A 16,272-nucleotide genomic window follows, 5' to 3' on the forward strand; every position below is an offset into this window, starting at 1 on the left:
ACGACCTCGGTCGTGCGCTGCCGACACCGGCCCACCCTCCCCGCCGCGACGTTGTGGCAGTGGCATAACGAGCACGCGGCTCGTTGGGCGTCGGCCCCTACCGCGGGCGCGCCGCGAGCCGGTATCTATTGCCTACTGAACGGTAACAGTCCGGCCGGACTCGGGGGCCACGGGTTCGGGAATTGGCGTGGACGCATCGAAACCCTGCACGGATGTGACAACTCGCGCATCCGGTTTGGAGCTGTCGTGGACAAGAAATCAGGGTCGAAAGGACGGACGCGCGTACCCCGCACGCGCCTGCTCGGCCTCCTGGCCACCTGCGTGCTGGCCGCGACCGCCGCACCGGCCGCCGCAGCACCCGCCCCCGCACCACCTGCGGGCGCGCAGCTGCGCGAGGTGATGTTCGTCGGCAACAACTGGGACGGCACCGCCGACGTGATCGCCTCCAGCGGCGACTTCGCGAAGATCGGCCGGGTGAACATCATCCCCGACCGCCAGGAGCGGCTGTGGGAGATCTACCTCAACCCGATCAAGCTCGCGTTCTTCCTCGGCATCAGGTCCGGCCCCGGCGAGGGCCACGACCAGTTCGTCGACGACATGTACACCACGCCGGACGGCCGCGCCGTGGTCGCCTCACGGCCGAGCTTCGCCGACGTGGTGTCGATCGACCTGGCCACCGGCCGGGTCAACTGGCGCTTCCCGGTCTCGGGCTTCCGCTCCGACCACATGGCCGTCTCGCCTGACGGGCGCCGGGTCGCGGTGTCCGCCTCGACGTCCAACACCGTGCACGTGCTCGACATCGAGACCGGTCGCCAGGTCGGCTCGTTCGCGACCGGCGACAAGCCGCACGAGAACGTGTTCACCGACGGCGGCCGGTACCTGTGGAACATGTCCATCGGCGAGGTCAACACGGCGCTGGACGACCCGGCGTTCGACTTCACCAAGGGCGACCGGCGCGTGACGGTGGTGGACGCGACGACGTTCCAGCAGGTCAAGGTGATCGACATGAGGTCGCGGCTGGACGCGTTCGGCCGCTCCGACCTGTCCGACTCCGTGCGGCCGGTGGCGTTCACGCCCGACGGGTCGAAGCTGTACTTCCAGGTGTCGTTCTTCCACGGTTTCCTGGAGTACGACGTCGCCGCGGACCGCGTCACGCGCCTCAAGGAACTGCCCAAGAACCCGAACACCAGCGAGGACCGCACGACCTGGGTCAACGACTCGCGCCACCACGGCATGTCGATGAGCCCGGGCGGCGACAAGCTCTGCGTCGCCGGGACCATGGACGACTACGCGGTGGTCGTCGACCGGGCGACGTTGCGCGAAAGCGCGCTCGTGCCCGCGTCCAAGCCCTACTGGGCGACCGTGAGCGGTGACGGGCGCAGCTGCGTGATCTCGGAGAGCGGCGCCGACCAGGTGACCGCGATCGACTTCGCCACCGGGCGCAAGCTGGTGTCGGTGCCGGTCGGCGACCACCCGCAGCGGGTGCGCGTCGGCCACGTCCCGGCCGGCTGGACCGGTCCGTCGAGCTGACGTGACCAGCGGTGGTCGGCGGCAGTGCCGGCCACCGCTTTCGTCGGTCCACCCCGAGGTTGTAGGTTATAAGCTACAACGGAGGGGGTCGTGGTGGTCGAGCACGTCGAGCCGGCGGTCGTGACGGATCTCGATGCGCGGTAGGGGGAACCTGCTCGCGGTGCTGCTCGCCCACACCGTGCTGGTCCAGCTCGTCACGTTCGTGCTGCGGCCCACGTCCACCTACCGCGCGCTGGAACTCGGGGTGCCGACGGGGTGGCTCGGCCTGCTCTCGGCGGGTTTCGCGATCGCGCCGCTGGTGCTGGCGATCCCGTCCGGCCAGGCGGTCGACCGACTGGGCGAACGGCGGGTGATGCTGACCGGCGCGATCCTGATGTGCGCCGCCGCCGCGACGTTCGCGTTCGTCGGCGGCGGTGTGGCGGGGCTGGTGGTCGGCAGCGTGCTGCTCGGCACCGGTCACCTGTGCTCGGTGGTGGCGCAGCAGGCGCTGGTGGCGAACACGACGGAGACCTCGCGCTACGACGCGGCGTTCGGCTACTACACGTTCGCGGCGTCGTTGGGGCAGGCGGTCGGACCGGGACTGATCCTGCTGTTCGGCGGCGATCGGACGATCCCGCGCACGGACACCGTGTTCCTGGTGGCGTTCGCGATCACCGTCGTCCTGATCGGTGTCACGGTGGCGTTGCGCGCACCCGCCGTCCGTCGTGCGGCCACAGTGGACGGCGCGCCGGAGGGCGTGCGCGACCTGCTGCGGCGACCCGGTCTGGTGCGGACGCTCACGGTCAGCTGCGTCGTCATCGCGGCGGTCGACATCACGCTGGTGTACCTGCCCGCGCTGGGCGCCGAGCGCGGCATCCCGTCCGGTGTGGTCGGTGTGCTGCTGGCGGTGCGCGCGGCGGCGTCGATGACGTCACGCCTGTTCCTCGGCAGGCTGGCCGCGTGGCTGGGACGGCGTCGGCTGCTGGTGGGCAGCGTGGCGTTGGCCGCGGTCGGGCTCGCCGCGGCGGCCGTGCCGATGCCGGTGTGGCTGCTCGGCCTGGTGGTCCTCGTGGTGGGCCTCGGTCTCGGCGTCGGCCAGCCGTTGACGATGTCGTGGCTGGCGGAGGCGACGCCGGCGGGGCTGCGCGGTCGGGCGATGTCGTTGCGCCTCACCGGGAACCGCCTGGGCCAGGTCGTCGTGCCGAGCGCGGCGGGGCTGCTCGCGGCGGGCACGGGCGCGGCGGGCGTGCTCGTGCTGACCGCCGCGAGCCTGACCGCCGCCGGTGTCGCGGCCGGTCGACGCCCGCCGCCGACGTGACCGGTGCTCCTCAGGTGTCGGCGAGACCCGCTTCGTAGCCCGCGATCACCAGTTGGGCCCGGTCCCGGGCGGCCAGTTTCGCCATGAGGTGCCCGATGTGCGTCTTGACCGTGTGGCGGCTCAGGTGCAGGGTCTGCTCGATCTCGGTGTTGGACAGCCCCCGGGTGATCAGGTGGAGCACTTCCCGCTCGCGCGGGGTCACGCGGTCGAGCGTCCGTCGGGCGCGGGGCGGCGTGGGGGTGCGGAGGAAGTCCGCGATGAGCCTGCGGGTGACGGTGGGCGCGAGCAGCGCCTCGCCGGCCGCGACCGTCCTGATGGCGTCGAGCAGCCGGTGCGGCGGGACGTCCTTGAGCAGGAACCCGCTGGCTCCCGCGCGCAACGTCTCGTACACGACGCCGTCGAGGTCGAACGTGGTGAGGATGAGGACCTTGGGCGGGTCCGGCAGCGCGGTGATGAGCCGGGTGGCGGCGACGCCGTCCAGGTCGGGCATCCGGACGTCGACCACCGCGACGTCCGGCCGGTGCCGGGCGGCCAGGGCGCACGCCTCCCGGCCGGTGCCCGCCTCCGCGACCACCTCCACGCCGGGATCCGCGTCCACCAGCAGCCGGATCGTGCCGAGGAACATCGGCTCGTCGTCGGCGAGCAGCACGCGGATCGGCTCACCCACGGTGGGCCCCGGTGTCGAACGGGAGCGTGGCGCGGACCGCGAACCCGCCGTCCGGGGCGGGGCCGGCGTGCAGGGTGCCGCCGTGCAGCGCGACCCGTTCCCGCATGCCGAGCAGCCCGTGGCCGTCGGCGTCGGACGTGGCCGCGCCCTCGTCGACGACGGAGATGACGAGCCTGCCGGGCTCGACGGACGTGACCAGGTGGCACCGGGGCGGCCGGGCGTGACGCCGCACGTTGGTCAACGCCTCCTGCACGATGCGGTAGGCCGAGATCCGCACCGCCGCCGGCGCCCCGGACAGGTCGGCCTGCTCGGTGGTCACGGTGACGCCGGCCGATCTCGCGTCGTCGACCAGCCGGTCCAGCCCGGCGGGGGCGGACGGTGCGCGCAGCCCGCCGAGCACGGTCCGGACGTCCGCCAGCGCCGACCGGCTGACCTGCTCGATGCCGCGCAGCGCCGCCTCCCGCTCGTCGGGGCGCGTGCCCGCCACGTGGTTGGCGACCGCGGCCTTCATGGCGATCAGGCTGAGGTTGTGCCCGACCACGTCGTGGATGTCACGGGCGATGCGCAACCGTTCCTCGGCGACCGCCCGCGCGGTGCGCGACTCGGCCAGCTCGGCGCTGTGCCGCCGGCGCGTGCGCACGGCCGCGGCCACCGCCCACGCCCCGGTCAGGACCACCGCGCTGAACAGCAAGGTGGACCAGGGGTTCGTGGCGAACGACTCCGTGCCCGCCGGCGCCGGGACGAGCGGCAGACCCGGCACGGTCGCCACCGCGACACCGGCCGCACCCACGCACGCCAGCGCCGCGCCCAGACCCACCGCACCCGACCGGGACGACGACACCACGACCGGGTAGAGCGCCAGCGCGATGGCCGCCAGCGTCGACTCGTTCCCGGTGCCGACGACGATCGCCGCCGCGCCGACCGGCAGCACGGTGGCGAGCACGGCGGTGGGCCGGACCCGGCGGACGGCGAGCGGAAGCGCCAGCGCCGCGCCCGTGACCACGGCGAACACGTCGACCGCCGGCGCGCGCAGCACGGCCCACACCAGCACCACGCCCGCGGCCACCACGTCCGCCACCAGCAGCCCCTTCGGGCCGAATCGCACCATGGTGGCACCGTAACCGGGCGGCGACCGGGACAACTCGGACCACGGTCTGATGGCACGGGACCGGAACGCTCCGAGACTGCTGGGGTGTTCACCTCGATCCTGTCCGCCCTGATCGTCTCCGCCGTGTCCCTCGGCCCCACCACCCCGCCGCCACCCGTCGTCGACGCCGCCGCCATCGACGCGGTCGTGCGGCAGTACCGGGAGCAGACCGCGCTGCCGGGTGTCGCGGTGGCCGTCACCCGCGGCACCACCGTCGTGCACACCGCCGGGTACGGCCGCACCCCCGACGGCGACGCCGTCACCGAGCACACCACCATGGCCGCCGCGTCGGTGAGCAAGTCGTTCACGGCGTTGGCGGTGCTGCGGCTCGTGGAGGACGGCCGGATCGGGCTCGACGACCCGGTGCGCGCGCACCTGCCCGAGTTCACGATGGCCGACCCGCGTGCGGCCGACATCACCGTGCGGATGCTGCTCGACCAGACCTCGGGCCTGTCGGACACCACGCACCGGTCGTTCAGCGGCCCACCGGTGCACACCCTGGCCGAGGCCGTCGCGGCGATGCGCGACTCCACGCTCGCCGCCGCACCCGGCACGCGGTGGGAGTACCACAACCCGAACTTCCAGGTCGCCGCACGGCTGGTCGAGGTCGTCAGCGGCCTGTCGTTCGCCGACCACCTGCGCCGCCACGTGTTCGAACCGCTCGGCATGGCCGACAGCCGCACCGCCGACACCGCGCGTGACCTGCCACCGAGCGCCGAGGGACACCTCAAGGTCCTCGGCACGGCCGTGGCGCTGCCCGAACCGCCGGCGTTCGGCAACGGCTCCGGCGGCGTGCTCACCTCCGCCCACGACCTGGCGGCGTGGCTGATCGCGCAGAACAACGGCGGGCGCGGACCCGACGGCACGGCGATCGCCACCCCGGACAGCATCACCGCGACGCACACGCCGTCCGCCGTGTCGGGGTCCTACGGCCTCGGCTGGTTCGTGGGCGTCACGGCCGCCGGCGCGCCGCTGGTCGACCACGGCGGCGACCTGTTCACCTCGACCGCCTACCAGGCGCTGCTGCCCGGAACCGGCCACGGCATCGCCGTCCTGGCCAACACCGGGATGCAGTACGGCGACGCCCAGGCGATCGGCGCGCGCCTGGTCGCGTTGGTCGAAGGCAGGCAGCTCCCGCCCGTGGACGACCCGTCCGCCGTCGTAGACGCGGTGCTGCTCGTGCTCGCCCTGGCCGTCCTGGCGCTGACCGGACGCGGTGTGGTCCGGTCGCGACGGTGGGCCGCCCGCCGACCGTCGATCCCGTGGGCGGTGGCGCGCCTGGTCCCACTGGCGCTGCCGCTCGTGCTCGCGGTCACCGTCCACCGCGTCGTCGGTTTCCTGTACCGGGGGCGTGACGTGGCGTGGCTCCAGGTGCCGTACCTGTACCCGACGTTCATGGTCGCGCTGGTGGTGGCGGCGCTGGGCGGCGTCGCCGTGCTCGCGGCGAGGATCGTCGCGCTCGTCGGACGTCGGCGATCCGCCGGGTGACGGCGTGCGGACCCGGGCGTTCCGCGGCGGGAACGCCCGGGTCCACGTCAGCCGCCCGCGCCGGCCGGCGGGTCGTCCCCGGCCGGGCCGTCGGAGTCGTCCAGGCCGTCCGGATCGTCCGCTTCGGACTCCGGATCGGACTCCGGATCGGCGGACCGCCGCACCCAGCCGATCGTGTCCGGCTCGGGCCACCACCCGGTCGGCACCGGAAGGGTCGGCGCAGACCGGTCCGGCACCGGGGGTTCAGCGATCGGTTCGCATTCCACTCATCACCTCCCGACGTCGAGCACTTGCGCACCCGACGCTAGGGACGCGCCGCGATCCGCACACCGGTCGGCTCCGGCCAACGGCCGCTCCAGGCCACACCGGCTGACCTATTGCGGACGGTGGCCGGACCCGCCACTGCCGCGGACCGCGCGAACGGGTCAGGATTTGGCCCGAGCAGGTCGGGGGACCAGCATCGACCAGGAGGAACAATGTCCAAGCGCGTCATCGGCGCCGTACTCGCCGCGGTCTTCGCCGCCACTCTCGGCGCCGCCACCCTGGGCGCCGCCGTGAGCACCGCGGCCACGAACACCCCCGTGGTGGTCGCGACCGACCCGGCCGACCCCACCGACCCGCCGGACCCGTGCGCGGACCCGCGACTGCCCTGCGACGACTACGGCTGGACCAACCCGGGCGAGTGAAGCGTCAGTTCAGCCAACCCAACCGGGTGGCCGCGTACACCGCGGCCACCCGGTTGTCCGCTTGCAGGGCCTCCAACAGCCCCGAGACGTACCGGCGGACCGTGCGTTCGCTGATCTTCATGTGCCGGGCGATGGCGCCGTCGGTCATGCCCGTGGCCAGCAGGTCCAGCACTTTCGCCTGGGTCGGGGTGAGCCCGTTGCGCGAACCGGTCTCCTGCGCGCCCACCGGCACCGCCTGGCTCCACACCAGCTCGAACAGCATCCGCAGCGCGGCGATGATCGTCGGCGTCCGGATCAGCAGCGCGCCCTCCATGCCGGTGGGGTCCAGCGGCACCAGCGCCGAGTGCCGGTCGGCGATCACCATCTTCATGGGCAGCTCCGGCACCGCGCGCATCTGCCAGCCCGCCTTGATGTTGCCCTCGACCATGTCGCGGGAGCTCTCGAACTCCAGCACCGCGCGTTCGCACACGTTGCGCAGCACGACGCCGCGCTCGGCCACCACGGCGGGCAGCGTCATCACGGTCTGCGCGCTCGGCGCCTTGCGGAAGTGCCGCGTGGAGAACGTCACGAACTCCTCCCGCGCGGACAGGCACAGCTCGAACGAGATCTGCCCGATGCGCTGCGGATCGGTGAGGATCTCGATGTCGGCGGTGTCGCCGGAGGAGTTCGCCATCCGGTAGGCGGCCTGCAGCACGTCGAGCTGGTGCCGTGCCGCCACGATCGCCCGCTGCTGGTCGAGCACCTGCTGCTGCGCGGCGAGGATGGCGTGGTCGACCGCGCGCACCGGCTCGACCGGCGCGATGGTCGGGTCGCCGCGGTAGTCGCGGCGGACGAATCCCTTCTCGAACAGCTCGGCCATGTCCGCGCCGTCCGCCCGCGGGTCGTCGACGGCGATCGGCCCGCCGCGCACCAACGAGTCGTACAGCGCGCCCGCGCCCATGGAAAGCAGCCCTTCGAGCATGTCCCACCCCCGGGTTCTCCCCAAACCGGAGCACCAGCGTACGGACGTGTCCAGTCGCGGCCAATGGCCGATCTGCCACCTACGCGCGGCCTATCCCGAGACCCAGGCTCGTAGTCGACCAGCCACGACGGAAAGGCACGACGATGAGACTCGACCAGCGAGCGGCCAGGCTGCTGCTCTCGGTGGTGATCGCGGCCGGTGCGCTCGGCGGCGGCGTGGCCACCGCCGCGCCGTCGGCGGACCCGACCGGCGGCGAGGGGCAGCGCGCCGCCGTCGCCGGCTACCGGGCCGGGCCCGACACGCCCACCACCACCGTCACGTCGACCGACGCGTCCGGCACGGCCGTGACCGCCGCGGTCGCCACACCGCCCATGACCAGGTCGGAGATCATCGCCCGGGCCCGGACGTGGACGACCGCCGGCGTGCCCTACAGCCAGACCGACTACCACGGCGGGTACCGCACCGACTGCTCCGGCTTCGTGTCGATGGCGTGGCAGCTCAGCGAGTCGCTGACCACCCGCAACCTGGACCAGGTGGCGCACCGCGTCGACAAGGACGACCTCAAGCCGGGCGACATCCTGCTCAGCTACGACAACCACGTGGTGATCTTCGAGAAGTGGGCCGACGCCGCGCGCACCGAGTACTACGAGTTCGAGCAGACCCCGCCGCGGGCCGTCTACCGGAAGATCCCGTACCCGTACTACAGCGGCACCTACCTGCCGTACCGCTACGACAACGTCATCGAGGACGACGGTCAGACCACCGCGCTGCCCGGCCTGTCGACCATCTCCCGGGCCGCCGGCGACCTCGACGTGTTCGCCGCGACCTCGGACGGTCACCTCAAGCACCGCAACATGAACGACGGCGTGTGGGGCTGCTGGGCCACCCTGCCGTACAACGCGAAGATCAAGGGCGACCCGGCGGCGATCTACTCGGCCGGCCGGATCGACGTGTTCGCCCAGGGTATCGACAACCGGCTGAAGAAGATCACCTGGACCTCCACGTTCGGGTGGTACCAGTGGGCCGACATGGGCGAGTACGTCGTCACGTCCTCGCCGGCGGTGACCAGCCGTTCGGCGACGGGCATCGACGTGTTCGCGAAGAACGGGGCCAACAAGATCGTCTACCGGCACTACGACACCGCGCAGGGCTGGACCACGAACTGGTCCAACATCGGGCTGAACGCCTCGACCGTCACCGCCTCCGGCGCACCCGCGGCCGTGGCCAACGCCGACGGCAGCCGCATGAACGTCTTCGCCCGCGCCACGGACGGCAGCCTGCTGTCGCTGATGTGGACGCGCGACGCCGGCTGGTACAGCTGGGCCGACCGCGGCGGCAACTTCACCGGCCGCCCCGCGGCCTCCACCCGCGGCGGCGACGGCGTGGACGTCTTCCTGCGCGACCACGACAACAGCTTCGTCCACCGCTACAGCCCCAACGGCGCGGACTGGACCACGTACCCGGCCAGTGACTTCGGCGGGTACATCCTCACCAGCCCGACCGCCGTCTCGATGAGCGGCCAGCGGATCGACGTGTTCACCCGCAACAGCAACGCCGACCTGATCCGCAAGACCTGGACCAGCACGAACAGCTGGTACGACTGGGCAGGCCACGGCGCGGTCGGCGCACCCGCCTGCTGATCGACGCGAAGGGCGGCCGGACCTCTCCCGGCCGCCTTCCCCCCTCCCCGCAGCCCCTCCCGCAGTCCACCCCGCGGCACCCGTGTGCCCGAACCAGGAGCATCCCGTGAAACTCGCCGTGAGCCGGACGCTGTCCGCCGTCCTCGCCGCCGTGGCCCTGAGCGCGGGCCTGACCGTGCTCGGCGCGAACCCGCCCGCAGCGGTCGCCGACGACATCCGGGCCTGCGACCCCGGCGGCACGACCTCGCAGGACGTCACGATCGGGCAGCAGCTCAACGCGCAGCTCGGCTCGGACATGAGAGGCAACATGGACGCCTACGAGACGTCCTGCGCCCGGATGGTCGTGCAGGCGGTGAAGGCGCGTGGCCTGTCGTCGAGAGCCGCGGCGATCGCCATCGCGACCGTGATCGTCGAATCGCACCTGCGCAACGTCAACTACGGCGACCGCGACAGCCTCGGCCTCTACCAGCAGCGCGACAGCTGGGGCACGGCCGCGCAGCGGTTGCACCCGCCGACCGCGACGAACAGCTTCCTCGACGTGATGCAGCAGTTATACCCGAACGGCTCGTGGGCGGCGGAACCGATCGGCGAGGTCGCGGCGGACGTGCAGCGGCCGGCCGCGGAGTACCGGTACCGGTACGGCGTGCAGGCCGCCGACGCGCAGCTGATCGTCGCCGCGCTGTGGAACGCGGCGCCGGGCACCTCGACCACGCTGCCCGGCCTGTCGGCGATCTCGCGGGTGAACGGCGGGCTGGACGTGTTCGCCGCGACGTCGGACGGTCACCTCAAGCACCGCAACATGTCGGCCGGCGTGTGGGGCTGCTGGGCCACGCTGCCGTACAACGCGAAGATCAAGGGCGACCCCGCCGCGATCTACACCAGCGGCCGGATCGACGTGTTCGCGCAGGGCATCGACAACCGGCTGAAGAAGATCACCTGGACGTCCACGTACGGCTGGTACCAGTGGGCCGACATGGGGGAGTACGTCGTCACCTCGTCACCCGCCGTGACCAGCCGGCACGCGACCGGGATCGACGTGTTCGCCAAGAACGGCGAGAACAAGATCGTCTATCGGCACTACGACACCGTGCAGGGCTGGACCACGAACTGGTCCAACATCGGGCTGAACGCGGCCACGGTCACCGCCACCAGCGCGCCGGCGGCGGTCGCCAACGCGGACGGCTCGCGCATGAACGTCTTCGCCCGCGCGAACGACGGCAGCCTCCTGTCGCTGATGTGGACGCGTGACGCCGGCTGGTACAGCTGGGCCGACCGGGGCGGCAACTTCACCGGCCGCCCGACCGCGTCGACCCGCGGCGGCGACGCCGTGGACATCTTCCTGCGCGACCACGACGACAGCTTCGTCCACCGCTACAGCCCCGACGGCGCGGACTGGACGACCTACCCGGCGAGCGACTTCGGCGGCCACATCTTCACCAGCCCCACGGCGGTGTCGATGAGCGGCCAGCGGATCGACGTGTTCACCCGCAACAGCAACGCGGACATGATCCGCAAGACCTGGACCGGCACGAACAGCTGGTACGACTGGGCGGGCCACGGCGCGGTCGGCGCACCCGCCTGCTGACCGGCGCGTCCTCGGAGGTCCCGCCCGCCGCCACGGCGGGCGGGACCACGCGCTGTGGCAGCCGACGCCCGGGCAAGCGATGATCTTCCCGTGACGGACAGCCTGTGGGACCTGAGCCTGGCCGACCTGCGCGCCCGAACGGCCGGTTCGAGCCCGACGCCCGGCGGCGGCTCGGTGGCCGCGGTGACGGCCGCGTTCGGCTGCGCCCTCGTGCTCATGGCCCTGGAGATCACCGCCCGGCGCGACCCCTCGGTCGGCGACGCGATAGCGGACGGCAAGTCCCTGCTCGACCGCCTCGCCTCGGCCGCCGACCACGACGTGGAGCTGTTCGAGGACTACCTCCGGGCACGGCGGCTGCCGCGCTCCACGGAGGAGGAACGGGCCACCCGGCAGACCGCGGTGGTGGCGGCCTCGGTGGCCGCCACGGAAGGGCCGCTGGCCGCCGCCGCGACGGCGGTGCAAGCCCTGGAGTGGGCGTTCGAGGTGCTGCCCGTCGTCACCGGCACGGTCGTGAGCGACGTCCGCGCGGGCGCCGACCTGCTGCTCGGGTCCGTGCTCGCCACCCTGCGCGGCGCGCAGGCCAACGTGGCGCAGTTCGGTGACGACGCGGCGGCGTTCACCGCCCGACTGGACGCCGTGCGCCACGCCGCCGTGGCCGCGCACACCCGCATCGAGAGCACCCAGGAGGAGTCCCGATGACCGCCCGCACCATCGACCCGGCCGACCTCGCCGAGTCCATCCGCGACGGGATCCGCGCCGATCTGGCGGCGATCCCCGAACGCCTCACCGTCGTCGGCTTCCTCGTCGACGGCGACCGCCCGGCGCGGACCTACGCCGAGTACACCCGGCGCGCGTGCGCCGAGGTCGGCATCGACTTCGACCTGCGCACACCCCGCGCCGACGACATCGAGACCGCCGTCCGCGACGCCGGCGCGGACGACGGCGTGCACGGCGTGTTCGTCTACTACCCGGTCCGCGACCCGGAACGCGACCGCTGGCTGCGCGAGCTGGTCGACCCGCGCAAGGACGTCGAGGGCCTGCACTCGTTCTGGAGCCGCTGCCTCTACGAGAACCGGCGGTTCATCGACGACGCGGGCACCCGCCGGGCCGTCCTGCCCTGCACCCCGCTCGCCGTGATGAAGCTGCTCGGCGAGGCGGGCGCGTTCCGCGGCGACGCCGACACCCCGTTGGCGTCGGTCAAGGCGTGCGTCTTCAACCGCAGCGAGATCGTCGGCCGCCCCCTGGCCGCCATGCTGGCCAACGACGGCGCCGAGGTGACGTCGTTCGACATCTCGGGCTCGCTCGCGTTCCGCCACGCGGCCGGCATCCAAGGCCACCACGTGGACGCCGTGACCACCGACCGGGCCACCGCCCTGGCCGAGGCCGACGTCGTGGTCACCGGCGTGCCGTCACGCGACTTCCCGCTGGTCCGGGCGGACGAGATCAAGCCCGGCGCGGTGTGCCTGAACTTCTCCACGAAGAAGAACTTCGCCGACGACGTGGTGGAACGCGCCTCGGTCTTCGTGCCCCGCGTCGGCTCGATGACCGTGACCATGGCGATGCGCAACGCCGTCCGCCTCTACCACAACGCCCGGCTAGCGGACGGGTGATGCGGCGACCGGGGACCAGCGGGTGGCCTTGGTGGTGCTGTCCGTGCCGGAGGTGTGGCCGATGACCACGCCGTGGTTGTTGATCGCGATCGGCAGGCTGTAGCGGCCGGTGGGCGGGTCGAGGTAGGTGACCCGGCCCGCGCGCCACAGGAACCCTCGCGGCGTCGACAGGTCGGTGGCCGTCGTGTAGCCGACGATGTCGCCGCGTTCGTTGATCGCCACGGCCTCCGACGGCGCGGGCACGCCGAGGTCGACCGGTTTGCCGTCGGCGGGCCACAGCACCGCGCGCCGGGTGCCGTCCTCGTCCGCCGTCCAGCCGACCGCGTCACCGCGCTCGTTGAACGCCTGCTCGCCGTGCGCGACGCGGCCGTTCTCCGACAGCACGGTGGCGACGTCGCCCTCCCAGCGCAGCGCGACCGTGCCCCGGTTGCCGAGGACCACACCGGACTCGGTGATCCCCTCCGGGATGTACGTGCCGTAGCCCGGCCCGCCGCCCAGCCGAGTGCAGGCGCCGTCGACGCAGCGGACCGCGGCGAAGTCCTGGGTGGCGAACGCCGCGTAACTGCCGACCACGACACCGGCGTCGTTGATGCCGTACACCCACAGGTCCGGCCCGGACAGCGACAGCTCCGTGTGCCGACCGTCCTCCCACACACCGGCGCGGTTGTGCTGCTGCCGGAACAGGGACGTCGAGTAGGTCACCGGCACGGCGCCGTTCTCGTTCATCGCGGGCGCGGACGCCCACGCCGCGTTCGGCGGCGAGACGACCGTCCGCCCGCCCGCGAACCAGATCCACGGCTTGTTCCGGTACGGCGCGGTGGCGGTGCGGGTCTCGAACCCGAGCACCTGGCCGCGCTGGTTGAGCTCCACGGCCAGACCGGGGCCGAGGTCCGTGGCGCCGCCGCGCGGTGACCACAGCACGGCGTGCACCGGCAGGTCGTGGTCCTGCGCGCTGCCGACCACCTGGCCGAGGTCGTTGAGCCCGGTGACGTGGTGGTCCGGGTAGCCCGGCAGGCCGGGCAGCACGGCGGCGACCATCACGGGAGCCGTGTCGGCGACCGCGGGCGACGTGGGAGCCAGCGGCAGGGCGGCCGCGAGCGCCAGCACGGCCAGCGACGCGCGTAAGTCGGGCATGGTCGCTCCGTTGCGAGGATGTCCTGGGCGGGTCTGGATCGATCAGAAGGTATCCCGTGGCGGCCCGCCGCGGCGTCGGCCGGACAGCGCAACCGCCCGCGAAACCCTTGCGCGCCAGGCAGGGCGACACGCGTGGCGTCGGTGCCCCGGCCAGCCTCAGGACCGTTCGACCACGGCGAGGCCGTCGCGGTCCTCGACGTGCCGTGACGCGTCCTAGCCGAAGGTGGCGTTCACCCACGCGGCCAGCTCGGCCCGTGCGGCGGCGAGCGACCCGGCGGACGCGCCGTTCGTCACGAGCGCGAAGTGCGGCCCGGCGTCCCTTGTGGACAGCAGCAGCCGGTTCACCCCCGGCACGCCCGGTTCCGGCGCGACGGCCACCGGTTCGGCGCCGGTGTGGGCGGGCGGACCCGTGACGGCCGCCAGATCGCTCACCACCGTCGTCGACGCGGGCGGGAACGACGACGGCAGGTGCAGCTCCGTCGGCGCGGCGACCCCGTTGCCACGCCACACGAGCACGCCGAACTGCCCGGCGCCGACCAGGGCGCGCACCGCGGGCATCGTGTCGGGGATCCGGTTCCACGACAGCACCGCGCCGCCGTCCCGGGCACGGTCCTCGTAGGTGAACGCCGCCGTCCGACCCGCCACGGCACGCGGGAACAGGCGGTCGACCACCCGGCCCTCCACCGTCAGCACGTGGCCGCCGCCGTCGTCGACGCGCACCGCCGAGAAGTGCTCGTCGTTCATCGCGTCACCCTCGGTGCGGACCTTGTCCGGGTTGTCGTTCATCAACTCGCGGTGCCGCCCGTAGTTGACGTCCCAGTGCCACTGGCTGCCCGACAGCACCGGCCCGGACCCCGCCGCGCCCGCCCACCACCGCGCGCCCGCCACCCGCGAGTCGAGCGCCTGGTACATCGCCTTCAGCACGCTCGGGTTCTTGTCGGAGGTGAAACCCGCGACCGGGTGCCCGAACTCCGACACGATCCCGGCCGTGCCGAGCGCCGCCGCCCGATCGCGGATCCGGTTGAAGTCCGCGGTGTACTCGCCGTCGCCCGCCTTGCCCGGCTTGAGCAGACCGGACTGCGCCTTGCCGTCGTAGAAGTGCGAGTTGAACACGAAGCGGTCGCCGAGCGTCGGCACGGCCGGGAAGCCGCCCGGTTCCGCGAAGAACTCGACGTTCTGGTTCCAGAACACCAGCGGCTCGACGAACGCGGGCTTGTCGGCCCACCCCGCCTCGTCCATCCGCTGCCGGAACTGCCGGTAGAACGGCATGAGCAGGTCGCGTTCCCAGGCCACGCCGTCCTGCCCCTGGTCGTACCGCCCGGCGTACGGCTCGTTGAGCGGGTTGACGCCGAGCACCAGCCGGAACGCCTCCGCCGACAGCGCCGACTTCAGGTGCCGCAGCGCCTCGCCCGCCTGCCACACGAACTCGTCGCGGATCCGGAGCGGACCGGCGGCCGTGGTGACCTCGCGGTTGTGCCAGAAGTCGCGCACCGCGGCGGTGACCGCGGTGTTGTTCTTCATGTTCTGGCCCCAGTGCACGCAGACGCCGCACGACTCCTTCGGGTAGCCGCCCGCGCGCACGACCCACTCCGGCGCGCCGTCGCCGGTGTACCAGCTGTCGCGGTTGAAGAGGTAACGGGAGTACAGGTCCTGGTGGAAGTCGAGGTAGACCCGGATGCCCTGGTCGGTGAACGCGCCGACCTGCTCGCCCACCCGGTCCAGGTAGGCGTGGTCGATCCGGCGCGGCTCCGGCTCCACCCACGCCCACGTGAGCAGGAAGCGCACCGCGTTCGCGCCGGTCATCCGCCGCATCGCCGCCGCCGACGACCGCGCGTCCGCCGTGCTCGCGAACGGCAGGCCCCGGTGCTCGGCGAGCTTCGCCGTGCCGGACACGTTGAACCCGCGCAGCACCACCTCGCGGCCGTGCTCGTCGCGGAACGCGCCGTCGGCGACGGTGACGGCGGAGCCGTCGAACCACAGCTCGTCCGGCGCGGCGACGCCCGGTGTCGTGGACGTGGCCAGCAGCAGCACCAGCAGGAGCGCGATCCGCTTCACCGCGACCGCCTTTCACTCGACCCGAAGATGAAGGCGTTTCACGTTGAGGGTAGCGGATCGGCCGGGTCGCACAAGGCCGACGAGCCGGCGTTACGCTCGCCCGGTGATCCCGCACGACGACCCGCAGGCCCCTGAGCAGGAGACATCGTTCCGGCCGCAGTCGTTGATGCTGAGCTTCCTCGGCATCCACGTGCTCGACCGGGACATCGCCGTCTTCTCCGGCAGCGTCATCGACGTCTTCGCCCGCGTCGGCGTGTCCGAGGAAGCGGTGCGGTCGACCCTCACCCGCATGGTCAAACGGGACCTGCTCGCCCGACACCGCGCCGGCAGGCGCATGTACTTCGGCCTCACCCCACGCTCCACCGCCGTCCTCCACGACGGCGAACACCGCGTCTGGCACAACGGCGCCCTCAACCACGACTGGAACGGCACCTGGACCCTCGTCGGCTTCTCCGTCCCCGAATCCTGGCGC

General features: G+C 72.7%; 14 protein-coding genes and 1 pseudogene. 9 read left to right on the plus strand and 6 right to left on the minus strand.

Going from position 1 to position 16,272, the window contains the following annotated elements:
• Positions 1 to 309: 309 nt before the first annotated feature.
• The gene (locus ADK67_RS16560) at positions 310 to 1,530 is read left to right on the plus strand and encodes a YncE family protein (protein ID WP_442974155.1); all 1,221 of its coding nucleotides are present in this window, start codon (positions 310 to 312) and stop codon (positions 1,528 to 1,530) included.
• 133 nt (positions 1,531 to 1,663) lie between these two features.
• A complete protein-coding gene (locus tag ADK67_RS16565) occupies positions 1,664 to 2,827 on the plus strand; it encodes an MFS transporter (protein WP_053717323.1) in 1,164 nt (387 codons plus the stop codon).
• A 10-nt stretch (positions 2,828 to 2,837) separates the two neighbouring features.
• Here the strand turns inward: ADK67_RS16565 and ADK67_RS16570 are convergent, their stop codons facing one another.
• Together ADK67_RS16570 and ADK67_RS16575 are read right to left on the minus strand one after the other, a co-directional pair.
• Positions 2,838 to 3,452 carry a response regulator gene (locus tag ADK67_RS16570; protein WP_053717350.1) on the minus strand — a complete coding sequence of 205 codons (615 nt, stop codon included), beginning with the start codon at positions 3,450 to 3,452 and terminating at the stop codon, positions 2,838 to 2,840.
• A 34-nt stretch (positions 3,453 to 3,486) separates the two neighbouring features.
• Positions 3,487 to 4,602: a sensor histidine kinase gene (locus ADK67_RS16575; protein ID WP_053717324.1), complete on the minus strand. Its 1,116-nt coding sequence runs from the start codon at positions 4,600 to 4,602 to the stop codon at positions 3,487 to 3,489.
• An 84-nt stretch (positions 4,603 to 4,686) separates the two neighbouring features.
• On the opposite strand from ADK67_RS16575, the gene ADK67_RS16580 reads away from it, so the two are divergent.
• Positions 4,687 to 6,129 (plus strand): serine hydrolase domain-containing protein, encoded by a 1,443-nt coding sequence (locus tag ADK67_RS16580; protein ID WP_053717325.1) that lies wholly within the window; start codon positions 4,687 to 4,689, stop codon positions 6,127 to 6,129.
• Between the two features lie 47 nt (positions 6,130 to 6,176).
• Here ADK67_RS16580 and ADK67_RS16585 read toward each other — a convergent pair whose 3' ends face one another.
• A complete protein-coding gene (locus ADK67_RS16585) occupies positions 6,177 to 6,335 on the minus strand; it encodes a hypothetical protein (RefSeq protein ID WP_157620461.1) in 159 nt (52 codons plus the stop codon).
• Positions 6,336 to 6,605: 270 nt separating this feature from the next.
• Here ADK67_RS16585 and ADK67_RS16590 point away from each other — a divergent pair, with 270 nt between their 5' ends.
• Complete coding sequence (locus tag ADK67_RS16590) at positions 6,606 to 6,815, plus strand: hypothetical protein (RefSeq protein ID WP_053717327.1); 210 nt, start codon at positions 6,606 to 6,608, stop codon at positions 6,813 to 6,815.
• Positions 6,816 to 6,819: 4 nt separating this feature from the next.
• Here ADK67_RS16590 and ADK67_RS16595 read toward each other — a convergent pair whose 3' ends face one another.
• Complete coding sequence (locus ADK67_RS16595; protein WP_053717328.1) at positions 6,820 to 7,776, minus strand: LuxR C-terminal-related transcriptional regulator; 957 nt, start codon at positions 7,774 to 7,776, stop codon at positions 6,820 to 6,822.
• A 143-nt stretch (positions 7,777 to 7,919) separates the two neighbouring features.
• Between ADK67_RS16595 and ADK67_RS16600 the strand changes: the two genes are divergently transcribed.
• The 4 genes from ADK67_RS16600 (at position 7,920) to ADK67_RS16615 (ending at position 12,611) form a co-directional block, all read left to right on the plus strand.
• Positions 7,920 to 9,416, plus strand: a complete 1,497-nt coding sequence (locus ADK67_RS16600; protein WP_053717329.1) for a hypothetical protein — start codon at positions 7,920 to 7,922, stop codon at positions 9,414 to 9,416.
• A 106-nt stretch (positions 9,417 to 9,522) separates the two neighbouring features.
• Positions 9,523 to 11,001 (plus strand): hypothetical protein, encoded by a 1,479-nt coding sequence (locus ADK67_RS52570; protein WP_063797618.1) that lies wholly within the window; start codon positions 9,523 to 9,525, stop codon positions 10,999 to 11,001.
• 90 nt (positions 11,002 to 11,091) lie between these two features.
• Positions 11,092 to 11,700: a cyclodeaminase/cyclohydrolase family protein gene (locus tag ADK67_RS16610; protein WP_053717330.1), complete on the plus strand. Its 609-nt coding sequence runs from the start codon at positions 11,092 to 11,094 to the stop codon at positions 11,698 to 11,700.
• Positions 11,697 to 12,611, plus strand: coding sequence for a bifunctional methylenetetrahydrofolate dehydrogenase/methenyltetrahydrofolate cyclohydrolase (locus ADK67_RS16615; RefSeq protein WP_053717331.1), 915 nt, complete (start codon positions 11,697 to 11,699; stop codon positions 12,609 to 12,611). Before ADK67_RS16610 ends, ADK67_RS16615 begins: the two co-directional genes overlap by 4 nt.
• On the opposite strand, the gene ADK67_RS16620 is transcribed toward ADK67_RS16615, so the two are convergent.
• Both ADK67_RS16620 and ADK67_RS16625 read right to left on the minus strand, forming a co-directional pair.
• Positions 12,597 to 13,745, minus strand: a complete 1,149-nt coding sequence (locus ADK67_RS16620) for a hypothetical protein (RefSeq protein ID WP_053717332.1) — start codon at positions 13,743 to 13,745, stop codon at positions 12,597 to 12,599. The genes ADK67_RS16615 and ADK67_RS16620 overlap by 15 nt on opposite strands.
• Before the next feature lie 213 nt (positions 13,746 to 13,958).
• Positions 13,959 to 15,800: a cellulase family glycosylhydrolase gene (locus tag ADK67_RS16625; RefSeq protein WP_053717333.1), complete on the minus strand. Its 1,842-nt coding sequence runs from the start codon at positions 15,798 to 15,800 to the stop codon at positions 13,959 to 13,961.
• A gap of 103 nt (positions 15,801 to 15,903) precedes the next feature.
• Between ADK67_RS16625 and ADK67_RS16630 the strand changes: the two are divergent.
• Positions 15,904 to 16,272 (plus strand): annotated as a pseudogene (locus ADK67_RS16630) (PaaX family transcriptional regulator C-terminal domain-containing protein); the annotation flags it as partial.

This window comes from Saccharothrix sp. NRRL B-16348 (genome assembly GCF_001280085.1).
GTDB lineage: Bacteria > Actinomycetota > Actinomycetes > Mycobacteriales > Pseudonocardiaceae > Actinosynnema.

Excerpts from the sequence above, each read along its gene's own strand:
- ADK67_RS16565 (WP_053717323.1), top strand. The coding sequence starts at position 1,664 with ATGCGCGGTAGGGGGAACCTGCTCGCGGTGCTGCTCGCCCACACCGTG.
- ADK67_RS16600 (WP_053717329.1), top strand. The coding sequence starts at position 7,920 with ATGAGACTCGACCAGCGAGCGGCCAGGCTGCTGCTCTCGGTGGTGATC.
- ADK67_RS16570 (WP_053717350.1), bottom strand. The coding sequence starts at position 3,452 with ATGTTCCTCGGCACGATCCGGCTGCTGGTGGACGCGGATCCCGGCGTG.
- ADK67_RS16615 (WP_053717331.1), top strand. The coding sequence starts at position 11,697 with ATGACCGCCCGCACCATCGACCCGGCCGACCTCGCCGAGTCCATCCGC.
- ADK67_RS16590 (WP_053717327.1), top strand. The coding sequence starts at position 6,606 with ATGTCCAAGCGCGTCATCGGCGCCGTACTCGCCGCGGTCTTCGCCGCC.
- ADK67_RS16620 (WP_053717332.1), bottom strand. The coding sequence starts at position 13,745 with ATGCCCGACTTACGCGCGTCGCTGGCCGTGCTGGCGCTCGCGGCCGCC.
- ADK67_RS16575 (WP_053717324.1), bottom strand. The coding sequence starts at position 4,602 with ATGGTGCGATTCGGCCCGAAGGGGCTGCTGGTGGCGGACGTGGTGGCC.
- ADK67_RS16595 (WP_053717328.1), bottom strand. The coding sequence starts at position 7,776 with ATGCTCGAAGGGCTGCTTTCCATGGGCGCGGGCGCGCTGTACGACTCG.